At 34.6% G+C, this 16,463-nt stretch carries 18 protein-coding genes; 17 read left to right on the top strand and 1 reads right to left on the bottom strand.

Annotation, left to right across the window (positions count from 1 at the left end):
* Nucleotides 1-61: 61 nt before the first annotated feature.
* The 17 genes from porW (at nucleotide 62) to EJA19_RS00950 (ending at nucleotide 15,917) form a co-directional block, all read left to right on the top strand.
* Nucleotides 62-2,644: a type IX secretion system periplasmic lipoprotein PorW/SprE gene (gene porW, locus EJA19_RS01025; RefSeq protein ID WP_240640181.1), complete on the top strand. Its 2,583-nt coding sequence runs from the start codon at nucleotides 62-64 to the stop codon at nucleotides 2,642-2,644.
* 12 nt (nucleotides 2,645-2,656) lie between these two features.
* Complete coding sequence (locus tag EJA19_RS01020) at nucleotides 2,657-3,070, top strand: bactofilin family protein (protein WP_125466481.1); 414 nt, start codon at nucleotides 2,657-2,659, stop codon at nucleotides 3,068-3,070.
* On the top strand, nucleotides 3,036-3,257 hold the full coding sequence (locus tag EJA19_RS01015) for an AtpZ/AtpI family protein (RefSeq protein WP_262706685.1): 222 nt from the start codon (nucleotides 3,036-3,038) through the stop codon (nucleotides 3,255-3,257). The genes EJA19_RS01020 and EJA19_RS01015 overlap by 35 nt, the downstream gene beginning before the upstream one ends.
* Nucleotides 3,250-3,639, top strand: a complete 390-nt coding sequence (locus EJA19_RS12800; protein ID WP_394342038.1) for a DUF6168 family protein — start codon at nucleotides 3,250-3,252, stop codon at nucleotides 3,637-3,639. The genes EJA19_RS01015 and EJA19_RS12800 overlap by 8 nt, the downstream gene beginning before the upstream one ends.
* 114 nt (nucleotides 3,640-3,753) lie before the next feature.
* On the top strand, nucleotides 3,754-4,854 hold the full coding sequence (gene atpB / locus EJA19_RS01010) for a F0F1 ATP synthase subunit A (RefSeq protein WP_125466480.1): 1,101 nt from the start codon (nucleotides 3,754-3,756) through the stop codon (nucleotides 4,852-4,854).
* Between the two features lie 31 nt (nucleotides 4,855-4,885).
* Entirely contained in the window at nucleotides 4,886-5,077 is a 192-nt protein-coding gene (gene atpE / locus EJA19_RS01005) for an ATP synthase F0 subunit C (protein WP_053970734.1), read from the top strand.
* 78 nt (nucleotides 5,078-5,155) lie between these two features.
* The gene (locus tag EJA19_RS01000; protein WP_125466479.1) at nucleotides 5,156-5,656 is read left to right on the top strand and encodes a F0F1 ATP synthase subunit B; all 501 of its coding nucleotides are present in this window, start codon (nucleotides 5,156-5,158) and stop codon (nucleotides 5,654-5,656) included.
* A gap of 2 nt (nucleotides 5,657-5,658) precedes the next feature.
* Nucleotides 5,659-6,195, top strand: a complete 537-nt coding sequence (gene atpH / locus EJA19_RS00995; RefSeq protein WP_125466478.1) for an ATP synthase F1 subunit delta — start codon at nucleotides 5,659-5,661, stop codon at nucleotides 6,193-6,195.
* 56 nt (nucleotides 6,196-6,251) lie between these two features.
* A complete protein-coding gene (gene atpA, locus EJA19_RS00990; RefSeq protein WP_125466477.1) occupies nucleotides 6,252-7,832 on the top strand; it encodes a F0F1 ATP synthase subunit alpha in 1,581 nt (526 codons plus the stop codon).
* 69 nt (nucleotides 7,833-7,901) lie between these two features.
* Nucleotides 7,902-8,762, top strand: a complete 861-nt coding sequence (gene atpG, locus EJA19_RS00985; protein WP_125466476.1) for an ATP synthase F1 subunit gamma — start codon at nucleotides 7,902-7,904, stop codon at nucleotides 8,760-8,762.
* Nucleotides 8,763-8,883: 121 nt separating this feature from the next.
* Nucleotides 8,884-9,372: a hypothetical protein gene (locus EJA19_RS00980; protein ID WP_125466475.1), complete on the top strand. Its 489-nt coding sequence runs from the start codon at nucleotides 8,884-8,886 to the stop codon at nucleotides 9,370-9,372.
* A gap of 57 nt (nucleotides 9,373-9,429) precedes the next feature.
* Entirely contained in the window at nucleotides 9,430-10,896 is a 1,467-nt protein-coding gene (locus tag EJA19_RS00975; protein ID WP_125466474.1) for an oligosaccharide flippase family protein, read from the top strand.
* Nucleotides 10,893-11,327 carry a dUTP diphosphatase gene (gene dut, locus EJA19_RS00970; protein ID WP_125466473.1) on the top strand — a complete coding sequence of 145 codons (435 nt, stop codon included), beginning with the start codon at nucleotides 10,893-10,895 and terminating at the stop codon, nucleotides 11,325-11,327. Before EJA19_RS00975 ends, dut begins: the two co-directional genes overlap by 4 nt.
* Before the next feature lie 114 nt (nucleotides 11,328-11,441).
* Nucleotides 11,442-12,458, top strand: coding sequence for a sugar phosphate nucleotidyltransferase (locus tag EJA19_RS00965; protein ID WP_125466472.1), 1,017 nt, complete (start codon nucleotides 11,442-11,444; stop codon nucleotides 12,456-12,458).
* A gap of 88 nt (nucleotides 12,459-12,546) precedes the next feature.
* The gene (locus EJA19_RS00960; RefSeq protein ID WP_125466471.1) at nucleotides 12,547-13,905 is read left to right on the top strand and encodes a tetratricopeptide repeat protein; all 1,359 of its coding nucleotides are present in this window, start codon (nucleotides 12,547-12,549) and stop codon (nucleotides 13,903-13,905) included.
* On the top strand, nucleotides 13,906-14,685 hold the full coding sequence (locus EJA19_RS00955; protein WP_125466470.1) for a DUF4292 domain-containing protein: 780 nt from the start codon (nucleotides 13,906-13,908) through the stop codon (nucleotides 14,683-14,685). It abuts the gene before it with no gap.
* Nucleotides 14,685-15,917: a murein hydrolase activator EnvC family protein gene (locus tag EJA19_RS00950; RefSeq protein ID WP_125466469.1), complete on the top strand. Its 1,233-nt coding sequence runs from the start codon at nucleotides 14,685-14,687 to the stop codon at nucleotides 15,915-15,917. Before EJA19_RS00955 ends, EJA19_RS00950 begins: the two co-directional genes overlap by 1 nt.
* Before the next feature lie 8 nt (nucleotides 15,918-15,925).
* Here EJA19_RS00950 and EJA19_RS00945 read toward each other — a convergent pair whose 3' ends face one another.
* Nucleotides 15,926-16,435 (bottom strand): acyl-CoA thioesterase, encoded by a 510-nt coding sequence (locus tag EJA19_RS00945; RefSeq protein WP_125466468.1) that lies wholly within the window; start codon nucleotides 16,433-16,435, stop codon nucleotides 15,926-15,928.
* Between the last annotated feature and the right edge of the window lie 28 nt (nucleotides 16,436-16,463).

Raw genomic sequence — 16,463 nt, 5'->3', positions numbered from 1 at the left:
ATCCAAAAAGATGCTTATTTTTACAGCTACACATAATATATGTAGCTGTTTTTAGTTATGTATGAACCAAATACAACCAACGTTGAAAACATCTTTTAGACTTATAGTAGTTCTGTTTAGCATCATGTTAGTCGTGAGTTCTTGTTCACGAAAAAAAGATCGTTTTTTAAGTCGAAATTATCATGCTGTCACAGCAGAATTTAACACCCTTTTTAATGGGTATAATGCGTTAGAGCAAGGTCGCCAATCGTTAAACGAGAGTTACGAAGACGACTATTGGGAAATTCTCCCTATAGAACGTATGCAGATTATGGAAGAAGTGATGCTTCCAGGTCAAAATAAAAACGAAAATTTCTCAAGAGCCGAAGAAAAAGCCATCAAAGCCGTACAAATGCACGGTATGAATATTAATGGAAAAGAAAAAAATCCGCAAATAGACGAAGCTTATTTATTATTAGGCAAAGCGCGATATTTCGATCAACGCTTTATTCCAGCATTAGAAGCGTTTAATTACATTCTTTACAGATACCCTTCAAGCGATAAAATTAACCAAGCCAAAGTATGGCGTGAAAAAACAAATATCCGTTTAGAAAATGAGGAGCTAGCCATAGAAAATTTAAAAGAACTTTTAGAAGAAGCAGACGCCATAGAAGGACAAGATTTAGCCGATGCAACATCTATGTTAGCACAAGCTTACATTAATACAAAATCTTTAGATAGCGCCATAACACAATTAGAAATAGCTGCTCAAAACACCAAAAGTCATGACGAGCGAGGTAGATACCGTTTTATACAAGGGCAATTATATAATGAATTAGGTAAAAAAGACAGCGCTAACTATACGTTTGATAAAATTATAGAGTTAAATAGACGAACACCACGTGTTTATCTTATTAATGCTCATATTCAAAAAGCAAAAAACTTTAATTATGACGATGGTAATAAATTAGAGTTTTTAGAACTACTAACAGACTTAGAAAAAAATAGAGAGAACAGACCATTTCTAGATAAAATTTATCATCAAATTGGCGAATACCATATGATTAATGGATCAGATTCGCTAGCATTAGCCAATTATAATAAATCGTTAAGAACCAACTCCAGAGATAAAAAGCTTAAAGCAAGAAATTATGAAATTTTAGGAGATTACGAGTTTGATCATGCCAATTATAAAATAGCAGGTGCTTATTATGATAGTACCATGCTAAACATGGAAAAAAATAAAAAGCCCTATCGAATTATAAAGCGTAAAAGAGATAACTTAGAAGATGTTATTTATTACGAAGATGTTGCAAAAGCTACAGATAGTGTTTTAACATTGGTTGCTATGAGCGACGATGAAAGGTTAGCATATTTTGAAGCCTATACAGCCAAGCTTAAAACACAAGCCGAAGAAGCAAAAGAAAAGCAAGAAAACGCTGAAAGACGACAAGGCTTAGCTACTGTAAATAATGATATTAAAGGAAAATCATCAAGAGGTATTACGCCTTCTGGTAAAGAATCCAGTTTTTATTTTTATAACTCAACTACTGTAGCTTACGGGAAAAATGAGTTTGTTAGAATTTGGGGCGATCGCCCTTTAGAAGACGATTGGCGTTGGTCCTCTAAAAGATCTACCAAAAACAATAATACAAATTTAGCCCAATTAGCAACAGCAGATACAGATTCGGAAACTTTCGATCCTAATTACTACATCGAGCAATTACCTCAAGATGATAAGGTAATAGACAGCATTGCTAAAGAACGAAACTTTGCATATTACCAACTAGGTGTTATTTATAAAGAGAAGTTTAAAGAATATCAATTATCAAAAGACAAATTTTTAAGCCTTTTAGATAATCATCCAGAGGAGAAGTTAATCTTACCTTCAAAATATAACCTATATAAAATATACGAGGTTTTAAACCAGCAAGACGAGGCATCTATAGCTAAAAACGATATCATTACTAATTACCCAGAATCGCGCTATGCTAAAATTCTTCTAAACCCTGAACAAGCAAATTTAAATGATGAAAATAGCCCAGAAAGTATTTATCAAAATTTGTATAAAGAATTAAGTAGTCAAAACTATCAATTTATAATTGATGAATGCGACGATAAAATTACCATGTTTCAAGGCGATCCTATGGTGCCAAAGTTCGAATTGCTAAAAGCTTTAGCTATAGGTAGGTTGAAAGGCTTTCAAGAATACTCAAAAGCAATTAACTATGTGGCATTAAATTATGCTAACACACCCGAAGGAATAGAAGCGCAAAATATTGTAGACCAAGTGTTGCCAGCACTTAAAGACGATACATTTACAGAAGCAGAAGACGAGAATAGTTTTAAAGTGGTTTATTATTTTAACAACCCTAAAGACGACGTTATTTCAAACTTTAAAACAGCTTTAGACGAACAAATAAAAGATGTTAAGGTGTTTAATTTAAAAACTTCGGCAGATCTTTATAATAGCAACACTAAATTTGTTGTTATTCATGGTCTAACTAGTTTTGATGGTGCCAATGGCTATGCCTTATCATTACAAGAGAAAAAAGAGAATAAAATTATACATCAATATTTTATTGTCTCTTCAACAAACTATAGAACGATTCAAATTCATAAAAATTTAGAAACCTATTTAGAGCTCCAAATAAATAATAATTAAAAAAACTTAACCATGTTTTCTGAAAAGCAAAAAGATAAAAACGGTCAATCAACAACATCAAGCCAAAACATTATAGCCAAAGGCACAAAACTGATAGGCGATTTTGTAAGTGAAGGCGATTTACGAATAGATGGTACTATTGAAGGAAATGTAAAAACCCCAGGAAAAGTTGTTGTGGGAAAAACAGGATTTGTAAAAGGAACACTTGAAGGAACCGATGCGCATTTTGAAGGAAAATTTTCAGGAAAACTATCGCTAGAAGGAACGTTAACGTTAAAAACATCGGCTTTTGTAGAAGGTGAAGTTGTCGTTGGTAAATTAGCTGTAGAACCTGGTGCCACGTTTAATGTAACATGCGCTATGAAAGGTGCTGTAAAGGAATTTAACCAAGGTGGGAAAAAAACCAAACAAGAACAATCAGCTTAAAAACTTAGCAACCTTATCTGGAATAGCTATTCAAATGGGTGTAACAATTTACCTATTTGTGTTATTAGGTAAATGGCTAGACACTAAATTTACACAAGGCAAGCTGTTCTTAATTATTTGCACATTACTTGGGGTAGCAGTATCATTATATGTTGTTTTAAAGCAAGTTAACAAGTTAAATGAATAACTTACAATTACTTAAATACATTTTTATAATTGCAATTACGGCTGTAATTGCTTTTTTTATACATACATACGTTTTAAAACAGTTGGAGTTGCCTGTTTATAATAACAAAATCGTGTTGTCATATATTATAAACACCATATTAGCTATAAGTATTTTACTCGCGCTATACTTTTTTAAACATAAATTTAAGCATCAATTAGGGTTTTTATTTATGGCGGGTAGCTTTTTAAAATTTACTTGTTTCTTCATTTTTTTTTACCCGTCGTTTAGAGCAGATGGCGATATTTCTAATTTAGAATTTACCTCATTTTTTGTGCCCTACGCAATATGTTTATTCACAGAAACTTTAGGCGGAATAAAACTCTTGAACAGTTTAGATTAGCCAAATTTTAAATAGGGGAAACAGCTTAAAAAAATAATGTGAATTTTTGTTTTTTGATTTTAAGAGAAAAGCATACCTTTGCACCGATTTTTAAGGATACAATTTTCATTTAACATGCAAAGAAAACCAGTTGTTAGTTTGCTATTCTTTTTTTTAATAGCTTTTTTACCGCTTAGTGTATTGGCTCAAGAAGATATGCATCTAAAAGAAATTGCCCCTGGTGTAGAGGGTGAACAAGGTGTTAAGGAAGAAATCAAGGAGTATATAGATCATCACCTTTTAGATTCTCACGATTTCAGTTTATTTTCTTATACAAAAGATAATGGAGAGCATGTTTATGTAGGTTTTCCATTGCCTGTAATTTTATGGGATGATGGCTTAAAAGTATTCTCTTCTTCAAAATTACATCATGGCGAAGCTGTTGCTGAAGCTGGTGGAAATTACTACAAAAGCTACCACAATAAGATTTACAGAACCAATGCCGAAGGCGATATTAATTTAGATGATCATCACCATCCAACAAATGTAAAGCCATTAGATTTTTCAATTACTAAAAACGTATTTACTATATTAATTGTAGGATTATTAATGCTTTGGATGTTTAGTTCTATGGCAAAATCTTACAAAAAAGGTGCGTTACCAAAAGGTATGGGTCGTTTCTTAGAGCCTATTGTGCTTTATATTCGTGACGATATTGCTATTCCAAATATAGGAAAGAAACATTACAAACGTTACATGAGTTTCTTGTTAACCATTTTCTTCTTTATTTGGATTATCAACTTATTAGGATTAACACCATTAGGTGTTAACGTAACAAACAACATAGCGGTAACATTTGCATTAGCTTTGTTAACGTTTTTAATTACAAATTTTACAGCCAACAAAAGTTATTGGGGGCATATTTTCTGGATGCCAGGTGTGCCAAAACTAATGCGTATTGTATTAGCGCCAATCGAGTTGTTGGGGATTTTTATTAAACCATTTTCATTATTAATACGTCTATACGCTAACATTACAGCAGGCCACATTGTATTAATGAGTATTATAGGTTTAATGTTCATATTTAAAAACTGGATAGGGAGTTCGCTATCCTTTGGTTTAGCCTTTGCGCTAGCCTTATTAGAATTGTTAGTAGCAGCGCTACAGGCTTATATCTTTACAATGCTATCGGCACTGTATTTTGGTCAAGCTGTAGAAGAGCACGACGATCACTAAAAAAGAATGTTTAATTTTTAATATATATATTATGACTATTCCAAACATTGTAGGAGCTGGTTTAATTGTAATCGGTGCTGGTTTAGGTATCGGTAGAATTGGTGGACAAGCTATGGAAGCTATCGCTCGCCAACCAGAAGCTTCTGGAAAAATCCAAACAGCTATGCTTATTGCAGCTGCACTTATTGAAGGTATTGGATTTGCTGCTTTATTTGCAGCGTAAAACAATTAACAACAGCTATAACGGTTGGTTGTAGCTGTTGTTTTAAAAAAGATTAATTAAGATTATAACTAGATATAAATGGACAAGTTAATTAATGAATTTTCGGTTGGATTGTTTTTTTGGCAATTACTCCTTTTTGTTGGGCTAGTATTATTGTTAAGAAAATTTGCTTGGAAACCTATTCTTGATTCTGTAGAGAAAAGAGAAAGCGGTATTGAAGATGCATTACAAGCAGCAGAAAATGCTAAGCTAGAAATGCAAAATCTTCAAGCAGACAACGAAAAGCTTTTAAACGAAGCACGTGCCGAGCGTGAAACAATGCTTAAAGAAGCTAGAGAGCTAAAAGCAAAAATGATTGCCGATGCAGAAGGCGATGCACAAGCTAAAGCCAACAAAATGATCGAGCAAGCACAAGCAGCTATCGAAAGTGAGAAAAAATCTGCTATGGCCGAGCTTAAAGGTCAAGTAGCAAGCCTATCTCTAGAAATTGCAGAAAAAGTTGTAAAAGACGAATTATCTAGCAAAGACAAGCAAATGGAGTTGGTAGAATCTATGTTAGGTGACGCTAAATTAAACTAATTATGGCAGGAGCAAGAGCAGCAATACGTTACGCAAAAGCAGTATTAGATTTGGCAAAAAGTCAAAACGCTGCTGAAGCTATTAATACAGATATGGTAACCATATCTCAAGCTATATCAGAGAGTCAAGAATTAAACGATTTTCTTCAAAACCCTGTAGTACGTTCTTCAGTAAAACAAGCTGCTTTAGCAGAAGTTTTTAAAGGCACTCAAGATCTTACAGGAAAGTTAGTAGAAACCTTAATGGAAAACAAGCGCATTGCCTTATTAGGCGATGTAGCTAAAAGTTATACCCAACTTTTTGCAGAATACCAAGGTAGTCAAACGGCTAAAGTAACGACTGCGGTTCCATTAACCAGCGACTTAGAAAGTAAAGTTCTAGAAAAAGTAAAAGAACTTACAGGTAAAGACGCTCAAATAGAAAATATTGTAGATGAAAGCATTTTAGGTGGTTTCATTTTACGTGTAGGCGACATTCAATATAACGCAAGTATCGCCAACAAATTAAACAGATTAAAAAGAGAATTTACATTAAATTAAAAACGGTTAGAATTAGATCTAACATCTAATATCTAACATCTAATATCTAAATAAAGATGGCAGAAGTTAAACCAGCTGAAATATCAGCAATCTTAAAACAACAACTATCAGGTTTTGAAGCAGGTGCTTCATTAGACGAAGTAGGAACAGTACTAACCGTAGGTGATGGTATTGCACGTGTTTACGGACTATCAAATGCACAATACGGCGAGTTGGTAGAGTTTGAAAGCGGCCTTGAAGGAATCGTTTTAAACCTAGAAGAAGATAACGTAGGTGTTGTATTATTAGGGCCTTCAAAAGAAATTAAAGAAGGCGCAACAGTAAAACGTACCACGCGTATTGCCTCTATTAATGTAGGTGAAGGTATTGTTGGACGTGTTGTTGATACATTAGGAAACCCAATAGATGGTAAAGGGCCTATTGAAGGTGAAACTTACGAAATGCCATTAGAGCGTAAAGCACCAGGTGTAATTTACCGTCAACCCGTAAACGAGCCATTACAAACAGGTATTAAATCTATCGATGCCATGATTCCTGTAGGTCGTGGACAACGTGAGTTGGTAATTGGCGACCGTCAAACTGGTAAAACAACAGTTTGTATCGATACCATCTTAAACCAAAAAGAATTTTACGATGCAGGTGAGCCTGTGTACTGTATATATGTTGCTGTAGGTCAAAAAGCATCTACGGTAGCCAACATTGCTAAAACCTTAGAAGATAAAGGGGCTTTAGCTTACACAACTATTGTTGCTGCAAACGCATCAGATCCAGCACCAATGCAAGTATATGCACCTTTCGCAGGAGCTGCAATTGGTGAGTATTTTAGAGATACTGGTCGTCCAGCATTAATTATTTACGATGATTTATCGAAACAAGCGGTAGCGTATCGTGAAGTATCGTTATTATTACGTCGTCCACCAGGACGTGAAGCGTATCCTGGAGACGTTTTCTACTTACACTCGCGTTTATTAGAGCGTTCGGCAAAAGTTATTGCTGATGATTCTATTGCAAAAGAAATGAACGATTTACCAGAATCGCTAAAACCTATTGTAAAAGGTGGTGGATCTTTAACGGCCTTACCTATTATTGAAACACAAGCGGGTGACGTATCTGCATATATTCCAACCAACGTAATTTCGATTACAGATGGTCAGATATTCTTAGAGTCGGATTTATTTAACTCTGGTGTGCGTCCAGCGATTAACGTAGGTATCTCGGTATCTCGTGTAGGTGGTTCGGCACAGATTAAATCAATGAAAAAAGTAGCAGGTACTTTAAAATTAGATCAAGCACAGTTCCGCGAATTAGAAGCGTTCGCTAAGTTTGGTTCAGATTTAGATGCTGCGACTCTTAACGTAATCGAAAAAGGAAAGCGTAACGTAGAGATCTTAAAGCAAGCGCAAAACGATCCGTTTACTGTAGAAGATCAGGTAGCTATTATCTATGTAGGTTCTAAAAACTTGTTAAGAGATGTTCCTGTAGATAAAGTAAAAGAATTTGAAAGAGATTTCTTAGAGTTCTTAAACGCTAAACACAGAGATGTTTTAGATACGCTTAAAGCAGGAAAATTAACCGATGAAGTTACAGATACATTAACCAATGTAGCTAAAGACTTATCGGCTAAATATAAAGCATAACAAAGATTTTAGTATTGAGTAGTGAGTGTTTTTGCTTACTACTGAATACTCAATACTAATTACTGAAATATGGCTAACTTAAAAGAAATACGTAACAGAATATCATCGGTATCTTCAACGATGCAGATTACTAGCGCTATGAAAATGGTGTCGGCTGCAAAGTTAAAGAAAGCCCAAGATGCTATTACTGCAATGCGTCCATATGCAGACAAATTAACCGAACTTTTACAGAGCTTGAGTGCCACTCTAGAAGGTGATTCTGGAAGTGATTTTGCTGAGCAACGCGAAGTAAACAAGGTTTTAATTGTAGCTATCACCTCCAATAGAGGACTTTGTGGTGCATTTAACGCAAACATTATTAAAGAAGTTACACGTTTAACCAACGAAACTTACGCTGGCAAAGATATATCGTTTGTAACCATAGGTAAAAAGGCAAACGATGCTTTAGCAAAAAAGCAAAATGTTATATCTAATGATAGTGATGTTTTTGACGACTTAACATTTGACAATGTTGCTAGTATAGCTCAAATGATCATGGATAAGTTTGTAACAGGCGAATTTGATAAAGTAGAAATAGTTTACAATAGCTTTAAAAATGCTGCAACGCAAATCGTAAAAACAGAGCAATTTTTACCAATTGTATCTGTTGAAAGCGATAAAAACGTAAACTTAGATTACATTTTTGAACCATCAAAAATTGAAATCGTAGAAACGTTGATTCCAAAATCGTTAAAAACACAATTGTTTAAAGCGATTAGAGATTCGTTTGCATCAGAACACGGTGCGCGTATGACGGCCATGCACAAAGCAACTGATAATGCAACGGAATTAAGAGATCAGTTAAAACTGACTTATAACAAAGCGCGTCAAGCTGCGATTACCAACGAAATACTTGAAATTGTTGGCGGAGCAGAAGCTTTAAATAACTAAAAAGTGTCATACTGACTTGTTTTCAGTATCTTATAATACAAAAGAAACCTCACCAAATCGGTGAGGTTTTTTTATGGCATTTATTTTGAATGATTACCTTTAAACTATAAATAAGTTTAAAATGAGAATAGCAGCATCAATATTCTACTTTATAGTAATTTTAGGATGTTCAAGTTCCAAACAACTTGAAACAAAACCGCCGTTTACTTTTGGCGATGTATATTACCAAGCTTGGGTAGCTGGAATACAAGAAGGCGGTTCGGGAGTAAATGTATATATACCCATTGAAGATAATCCTAAAAGCATAGTTTTAGATAGTATCTATTTTAGAAATCAAGCGGTTAAACTTAAAAAACAAATTGTAGATAAGACCATTTACATAGGTCGGTTTCAGTCGCAAAACAAGCAAGATTTGATAATGAGCAGCGACCTAAAGGACGAGTATGGAAACACCTTACCAAAACAGATAGTTAAACCACCTTTTCCATTAACTAAAAATGAATGTATTGTAAGTTATCAGGATAAAGGCAAAACGAAATACTACAAAATACAAGATCTTATTGAAAAACAGCCATTACATTATCCTGCTACACCACCAAATAAGGAATAATTCACATTGCAATTCCTTTTTTAAAGCCCTATATTTAGCGGAGTTAAAAACTAACGTTTGAGCGCATTTCAAAAACTTTTTAAACAAACATTTATTTATGGTTTAGCTACGGTTTTACCAAGAATGTTGAGTTTTTTATTGGTGCCACTGTACACAACAGACGGTGTTCTGTCATCAGTTGCGGAATATGGAAAAGTATCTGTTATTTTTTCCTATTTTGTCTTGTTTAATGTGATTTTAGCCTATGGTATGGAAACGGCTTTTTTTAGGTTCTTCAATAAGGAAGAAGACAAACAAAAGGTCATAAGCACTTCAGCCATATCATTGATAGTATCTTCTCTAGGCTTTTTTATTTTGGCGTTACTTTTTCAACATCAGATAGCATCTTTAACAGATATTGACGTTACGTACATTAAACTTGTTATTTGGATTTTATTACTCGATGCATTGGTGATTATTCCCTTTGCTTGGCTAAGAGCAACTCAGCAACCAATGCGATATGCTGTAATAAAAATATTAAATGTTGTAATAAGCTTGGGCTTGAACCTTTTCTTTTTATTAGCCTTAAAAAACTTAGCAAATGAAAAGCCTTTTTTTGAGAGTATTTACAAACCAAATTTTGAAATCAATTATATCTTTATTGCCAACCTTGTAGCAAGCGCTGTTACTTTGTTACTTATGTTATCGTTTTATACCAAAATAACATTTAAGTTTGACAAAGTACTTTGGAAGAAAATGATGCAATACGGAACACCTGTATTAATAGCTGGTATTGCATTTTCAGTAAATGAAACTTTTGATCGTATTTTATTGGATAAATTGTTACCAGAAAACATTGCCGAAACGGAAATAGGGATGTATTCTGCTTGCTATAAAATAGCAGTGTTTATGACGCTGTTTGCTACAGCTTATAGATTGGGTATAGAACCGTTCTTTTTTAGTCACGCCAAAACTACCAATCCACAAAAAAACTACGCGCGTATTTTAGAGTTTTTTGTTGCGATAGGAGCAGTTATTTTAATTGCTGTAGTAGTTTTTGCAGATTTCTTAAAGCCATTTATTGTAAGAAGCGAAGCTTATTGGGAGGCTATGTGGGTTGTACCAATCATTTTATTGGCTAATTTTTGCTTGGGTATTTACCATAATCTTTCCGTGTGGTATAAAATTACAGATAGAACTAAATTTGGAGCATATATTTCAGTTATTGGTGCAATAATAACACTAATAATAAATATATTGTTTATCAAGAGTTATGGTTACAAAGCATCGGCAATAGCAACGTTAATGGCTTATGCAACAATGATGCTTTTATCATTTTATTTTGGAAGAAAATACTATCCAATACCATACAATCTAAAAAAAATAGGGCTGTATTTGTTTCTGTCCATATTATTTTCTTTTATGAGTTTTTATCAATTTAGATATAATTACCTTATTGGTATTTCGCTCTTAATTGTATTTTTGGGTGTTGTTTTCTTATTGGAGAAAAACGATATCAAACAACTATTAAACAGAAAAAAATGACCATAAAAATCATCAATAGATCCAATCACGAATTACCACATTACGAAACCATAGCATCGGCAGGAATGGATTTGCGTGCAAGTCTGTCAGAACCTAGAACATTAAAACCCTTAGAACGTACGATTGTCGGAACAGGACTATTTATGGAGTTGCCGGTTGGTTACGAAGCTCAAGTACGACCACGTAGTGGTTTGGCTGCAAAAAAAGGCATTACCGTATTAAATGCTCCAGGAACTATCGATGCCGATTATCGTGGCGAAGTAGGTGTGATTTTAGTGAATTTATCCAATGAGGAATTCACTATTAATAATGGCGAACGCATTGCACAAATGGTCATAGCTAAACACGAACGCGCCGAATGGCAAGAAGTAACCGAGCTTACCGAAACTGATAGAGGCGAAGGCGGTTTTGGAAGTACAGGAACAAAATGATTAACGAGTTAAGATTTTTGATTTACGATATCAAGATTTTAAAAAATATTAAAGAAAAGTAAACCGTCTAACTTCTAATGTCTAGTAGCGAAGCGGTCTAACATCTAAAAAAACATGAAAATAATTGTACCAATGGCAGGTCGTGGTTCACGACTTCGCCCTCATACACTAACAGTTCCTAAACCATTAATTCCGGTGGCGGGCGAACCTATTGTACATCGTTTAGTAAAAGATATTGCCAAAATATTAAAACAACCCATTGAGGAAGTTGCTTTTGTACTTGGCGATCCCGCTTTTTTTGGAGACGATATCGTGAGTAGTCTGCAGGAATTAGGGAAAAGTCTGGGTGCAAAAACGTCAATTTATCGTCAAGATAAACCATTAGGAACAGGTCACGCCATTATGAGTGCCAAGCCCTCACTTTCGGGACCAGCTGTTGTAGCGTATGCCGATACACTAATTCGCGCCGATTTCGATTTAGATCCTCAAGCCGATGCTGTAATTTGGACCAAACGCGTTGAAAACCCTGAAGCATATGGTGTTGTTAATTTAAATAACAATAACGAAATTACCGAATTGGTTGAGAAACCAGAACAATTTATAAGCGATCAAGCGGTAATAGGAATTTATTATTTCAAGGATATAGGCGTTTTAAAAAACAAGCTTCAAGAGGTGTTAGATGAAAATATTATGCACGGTGGCGAATACCAAATTAATGATGGTATTAAACGTATGATGGCTGAAGGAAAAGTATTTAAAACAGGTACTGTTGATGAGTGGATGGATTGTGGTAATAAAACCGTAACGGTTGAAACCAACTCGAAAATGCTTCAGTTTTTAACTCAGGATGGAGAGAAACTAGTTAGCGATTCGGTGACGTTAAACAACTCTAAAATTATTCCACCTTGTTTTATTGGTGAAAATGTGGTGCTAAACAATACAACCGTAGGACCAAACGTTTCTATAGGAAACAACACTATTATCGAAAATTCAACCGTTAAAAATAGCTTAATTCAAAACCAAACTAGTATTAAAAATGCTAATTTAGATAACGCTATGATAGGTAATCATGTTACCTATAATGGCGAGTTTACATCAATAAGCATTGGCGATTATTCGGTTTTGGACTAAAATTCCTTCGTAGGCAGGAATCTCATTACAAGTTTGGAACAACTTTTGAAATCAATTTGTCATCCAGAGCGTTAGCGAAGACTCTAATATGAAATTAAAACAACACATAGTAAAACTCTTAATAGTACTATTCTTGGTGCCAGGTTTTACTATGGCGCAAGTCGATTTCAACAAAACACCAGACGACGATCTTGGCAATGTTGAAGACGAATTTCAGCAACATTTTTTCGAAGCCCTAAAACAAAAAGGTATCGAAAATTACGAGCGAGCGGTTGATGCTTTAAAAAAATGCCTAAATATAAAAAGTGATGTCGCTGTTGTCTATTATGAATTAGGTAAAAACTACAATAAGCTTAAAAATTTTGGTGCTGCAGAAGACGCTTTAAAAGAAGCAGTTTCCATGGATGAAGACAACGAATGGTACTTAGATGAGCTTTACGATGTTTACATTCAGCAAGAGGACTTTAAACGTGCTATTAAAACCGTAGAGCATTTGGTAGAATATCATCCAGATTACAAAGAAGATTTAGCAGCACTTTACGTGAGAACAGAAAATTATAAAGACGCTTTAAAACTGTTGGATGAGCTAGACGAAACCTATGGTGTTTCACCAAGTCGAGATATTTTGCGGAATCAGGTTTATAAGGCCACAGGGAAGAAAAAAGATCAAATTGAAAATCTGGAAGAACGTGTCGAGGATAATCCAGATGAAGAATCTAATTATTTGGCATTAATATTTCGTTACAGCGAAAACAATCAAAAAGAAGAAGCTTTCGAAACGGCCAAGAAACTCTTAGAAATTAAGCCTAATTCCGAGTTAGTTCATTTAGCACTATATAAATTTTATTTAGAGGATGGCGAGGCCGAAAAGGCTATAACATCGATGAAAGTCGTTTTAAAAAGCTTACAAATAAAACCGCAAGCAAAAGCTATGGTTTTAACCGATTTTGTAAAGTTTGTTAAAGACCACCCAGAATATGAAACCGATTTAGTAGAAGCAACTACTTTAGCACAAGAAGACGACCCAAAAAGCTATCAAGAAGTGGCGCAATATTTCTTACAAAAAGGAAATAAGGAAAAAGCCTTAGAATATTTTCAAAAGGCCTTAAATTTAGAAGGCAATAATTTTGGGGTATTACGTAATATTTTACTTCTGCAATTAGATTTAGAGCAATATGATGATGTCGTAAGCAAAAGTGAAAATGCATTAATAATGTACCCCTCACAACCTATTTTTTACCTAATAAATGGAGTGGCCTTAAATAAACAAGACAAATCGCACCAAGCCATAGATGTGTTAACTATGGGACTAGATTATATTATAGAAGACGATAAAATGTTGTCCGATTTTTACGTACAGTTAAGCATTGCACATACCAAATTAAATCATGCTTCAAAAGGAAAGATGTACCGTGAAAAGGCCCAAAAACTGAAACCTACAAATTAAATGAAGAAAACCCCTAACAAAATAATTACAGGTCTTTTACTGGTGTTGCTTATTACATGTTTTGGGTGTAAAACAAAACACGTTGTTACCGATGGGAATGTTAACCCAGACCTTTCGGAAAAATACGTTATTAAAGAGCATCTTAAAACAGCACCAAGTTTTAAAACATTACAAGCAAAAGTACGTATAAGTTATACCGAGGATAACAGTACGCAATCGCATACCGTAACATTTAGAATGTTAAAAGATGGCATTATTTGGTTAACAGCGCCATTAAATATCGTTAGAGCTAAAATAACACCAGAATCGGTTGGGTTTTATAACAAATTAGACAATACTTATTTTGAAGGCGACTTTAGCTATATTAGTGATATGTTGGGTACAGACGTTAATTTTGAAAAGGTACAAAACCTATTGCTTGGTCAGCCATTATTTGGGTTAGATAATGAGACACATAAGATGTCCATACATAATAATAATTATATGTTTCAGCCCAATGAACAATCTTCGCTTTTTGAGTTGTTCTATTTAATTAATGCCACTTTAAATATGGAATCGCAGCAGTTAGCACAAGCTAGTACACAGCGGTTTTTACAAATAGACTATTTGGAGTATCAAACCATAGAGAAGCAAACGTTTCCTAAAAACATAAAAGTAATTTCTTTAGAAGGAGATCAAGAAACTATAATAGAACTAGAGTTCAAATCGATATCTTTGAACCAAGATTTAAGATACCCTTTTAAAATTCCGAAAGGATATGATGAAATTGAGCTAGACTAATGACCGTTATCAACACAAAAACATACTTTATTTTTGCCTTGTTCCTACTTTTTAGCAGTACATTATCGTTCTCACAAAGTAAAAAGCAACAAGAGTTAGAAGCACGTCGTCAAGATTTACGAAGAGAAATACAACAAATAAACGACCTGCTATTTAAAAATAAAAACAAAAAGAAGTCGCAAACCACGTTAATAGAAGATGTTAATTACAAAATTAATGTTCGTAAAAACTTAATTAGTGTTACCAATCAGCAAGCTAATTTGTTAACTCGAGAAATTAATACCAATCAACAAAAAATAACCGAACTACGTGCCGAGCTTGAAACACTAAAAGACAATTATGCTAAAATGATTGTACATTCTTACAAAAGTAAAAGTGAACAAAGCAGAATTATGTTTTTATTGTCTTCTAACAACTTTAAACAAGCCTATAAACGCTTACAATATCTTAATCAATATACTAAATATCAACGCGAACAAGGGCAAGCCATAAAAACAAAAACAACCGAACTTCAAGAAATTAACAAGGATTTATTACGACAAAAGCAAGACAAACAAAAGTTAATTGAAGAAAATAGAGTTGCCCAACGCCAACTTGAACAAGAGCTATCGCAACATCAAGAGTTAATGGCTTCTATTAATCAAAATTTAAGCAAGTATAGCCAACAAATTAAGCAAAAAGAGCGTGAAGCAAGAGCTATAGATCGTGAGATTGAAAAGATTATCCGTGAGGCTATTGCAAAATCTAATAAAGCTGCTGGAAAGACTACTAAATCTACAAGTACGTTCTCGTTAACACCAGAGGACAAAGCTTTAGCTAGTAGTTTTGTGTCCAACAAAGGAAAACTACCTTGGCCAGTAGAAAAAGGTGTGGTTAAATTGCGTTATGGTAGGCAACCATCGCCTATTGTGCCAACCGTTATGATACAAAGTAATGGCGTACGTATAGCCACCGAAGAAAACGCCAAAGTACGTGCCGTTTACAAAGGGCGTGTTATGCGTGTACAAGCCATAAAACACGGTAATTTAACGGTTATGGTACAACACGGTAACTATATTACATCGTATACCAATTTATCTAAAGTTTTTGTAAAAACAGGCGATAACCTATCTACAAAGCAAGATATAGGCGAGGTATTTACCAACCCAGCCAATGGCGAAACCATTTTAAGGTTTAGTGTGTTTAAAGAAACCAAAACCCAAAACCCAGCCCATTGGATATATAGGATGTAAACGAAACCCTACTCAAACAAGGCTTTAAGCTCTGTAGCATCGTGAGCTTTCATTTTACCAGCAAGTACCAAGCTAAGTTGTTTACGGCGTAAAGCAGCGTCGTAACGGGCTTTTTCAAGTTCACTTTCAGGGGTAATTTCTGGAATAGCAACAGGACGCCCCGTTTCATCAACAGCAACAAAGGTATAAATAGCTTCGTTAGCTTTGGTACGTACACCAGACTCGCGATCTTCAATCCAAACATCTAAAAACACTTCCATAGAGGTTTTAAACGCGCGAGATACTTTAGCTTCAACAGTAACCACACTTCCTAAAGGCACAGCACGATTAAACGCCACATGGTTTACCGATGCGGTTACTACAATACGTCTGGAATGGCGTCTAGCAGCAATACTAGCGGCACGATCCATACGCGCTAATAATTCACCACCAAATAAGTTGTTTAAGGGGTTAGTTTCGCTTGGTAAAACCAAGTCGGTCATTGTGGTTTTAGATTGTTCCGGTGTTTTAGGTGCCATAACATTGTAACATTGAAAATGCAAAGGT

Source organism: Mangrovimonas spongiae (assembly GCF_003944795.1).
GTDB lineage: Bacteria > Bacteroidota > Bacteroidia > Flavobacteriales > Flavobacteriaceae > Mangrovimonas > Mangrovimonas spongiae.
Note: the sequence above shows the minus strand (reverse complement) of the source record. Positions and strands in the feature narration are given on the sequence as shown.

Coding starts and splice junctions, on each gene's coding strand:
- EJA19_RS00950 (WP_125466469.1), top strand. CDS start 14,685: ATGACCGTTATCAACACAAAAACATACTTTATTTTTGCCTTGTTCCTA.
- EJA19_RS01000 (WP_125466479.1), top strand. CDS start 5,156: ATGGACAAGTTAATTAATGAATTTTCGGTTGGATTGTTTTTTTGGCAA.
- atpH (WP_125466478.1), top strand. CDS start 5,659: ATGGCAGGAGCAAGAGCAGCAATACGTTACGCAAAAGCAGTATTAGAT.
- EJA19_RS01020 (WP_125466481.1), top strand. CDS start 2,657: ATGTTTTCTGAAAAGCAAAAAGATAAAAACGGTCAATCAACAACATCA.
- porW (WP_240640181.1), top strand. CDS start 62: ATGAACCAAATACAACCAACGTTGAAAACATCTTTTAGACTTATAGTA.
- EJA19_RS00945 (WP_125466468.1), bottom strand. CDS start 16,435: ATGGCACCTAAAACACCGGAACAATCTAAAACCACAATGACCGACTTG.
- EJA19_RS00980 (WP_125466475.1), top strand. CDS start 8,884: ATGAGAATAGCAGCATCAATATTCTACTTTATAGTAATTTTAGGATGT.
- dut (WP_125466473.1), top strand. CDS start 10,893: ATGACCATAAAAATCATCAATAGATCCAATCACGAATTACCACATTAC.
- atpB (WP_125466480.1), top strand. CDS start 3,754: ATGCAAAGAAAACCAGTTGTTAGTTTGCTATTCTTTTTTTTAATAGCT.
- EJA19_RS00960 (WP_125466471.1), top strand. CDS start 12,547: ATGAAATTAAAACAACACATAGTAAAACTCTTAATAGTACTATTCTTG.
- EJA19_RS12800 (WP_394342038.1), top strand. CDS start 3,250: ATGAATAACTTACAATTACTTAAATACATTTTTATAATTGCAATTACG.
- EJA19_RS00955 (WP_125466470.1), top strand. CDS start 13,906: ATGAAGAAAACCCCTAACAAAATAATTACAGGTCTTTTACTGGTGTTG.
- EJA19_RS00965 (WP_125466472.1), top strand. CDS start 11,442: ATGAAAATAATTGTACCAATGGCAGGTCGTGGTTCACGACTTCGCCCT.
- atpA (WP_125466477.1), top strand. CDS start 6,252: ATGGCAGAAGTTAAACCAGCTGAAATATCAGCAATCTTAAAACAACAA.
- atpG (WP_125466476.1), top strand. CDS start 7,902: ATGGCTAACTTAAAAGAAATACGTAACAGAATATCATCGGTATCTTCA.
- atpE (WP_053970734.1), top strand. CDS start 4,886: ATGACTATTCCAAACATTGTAGGAGCTGGTTTAATTGTAATCGGTGCT.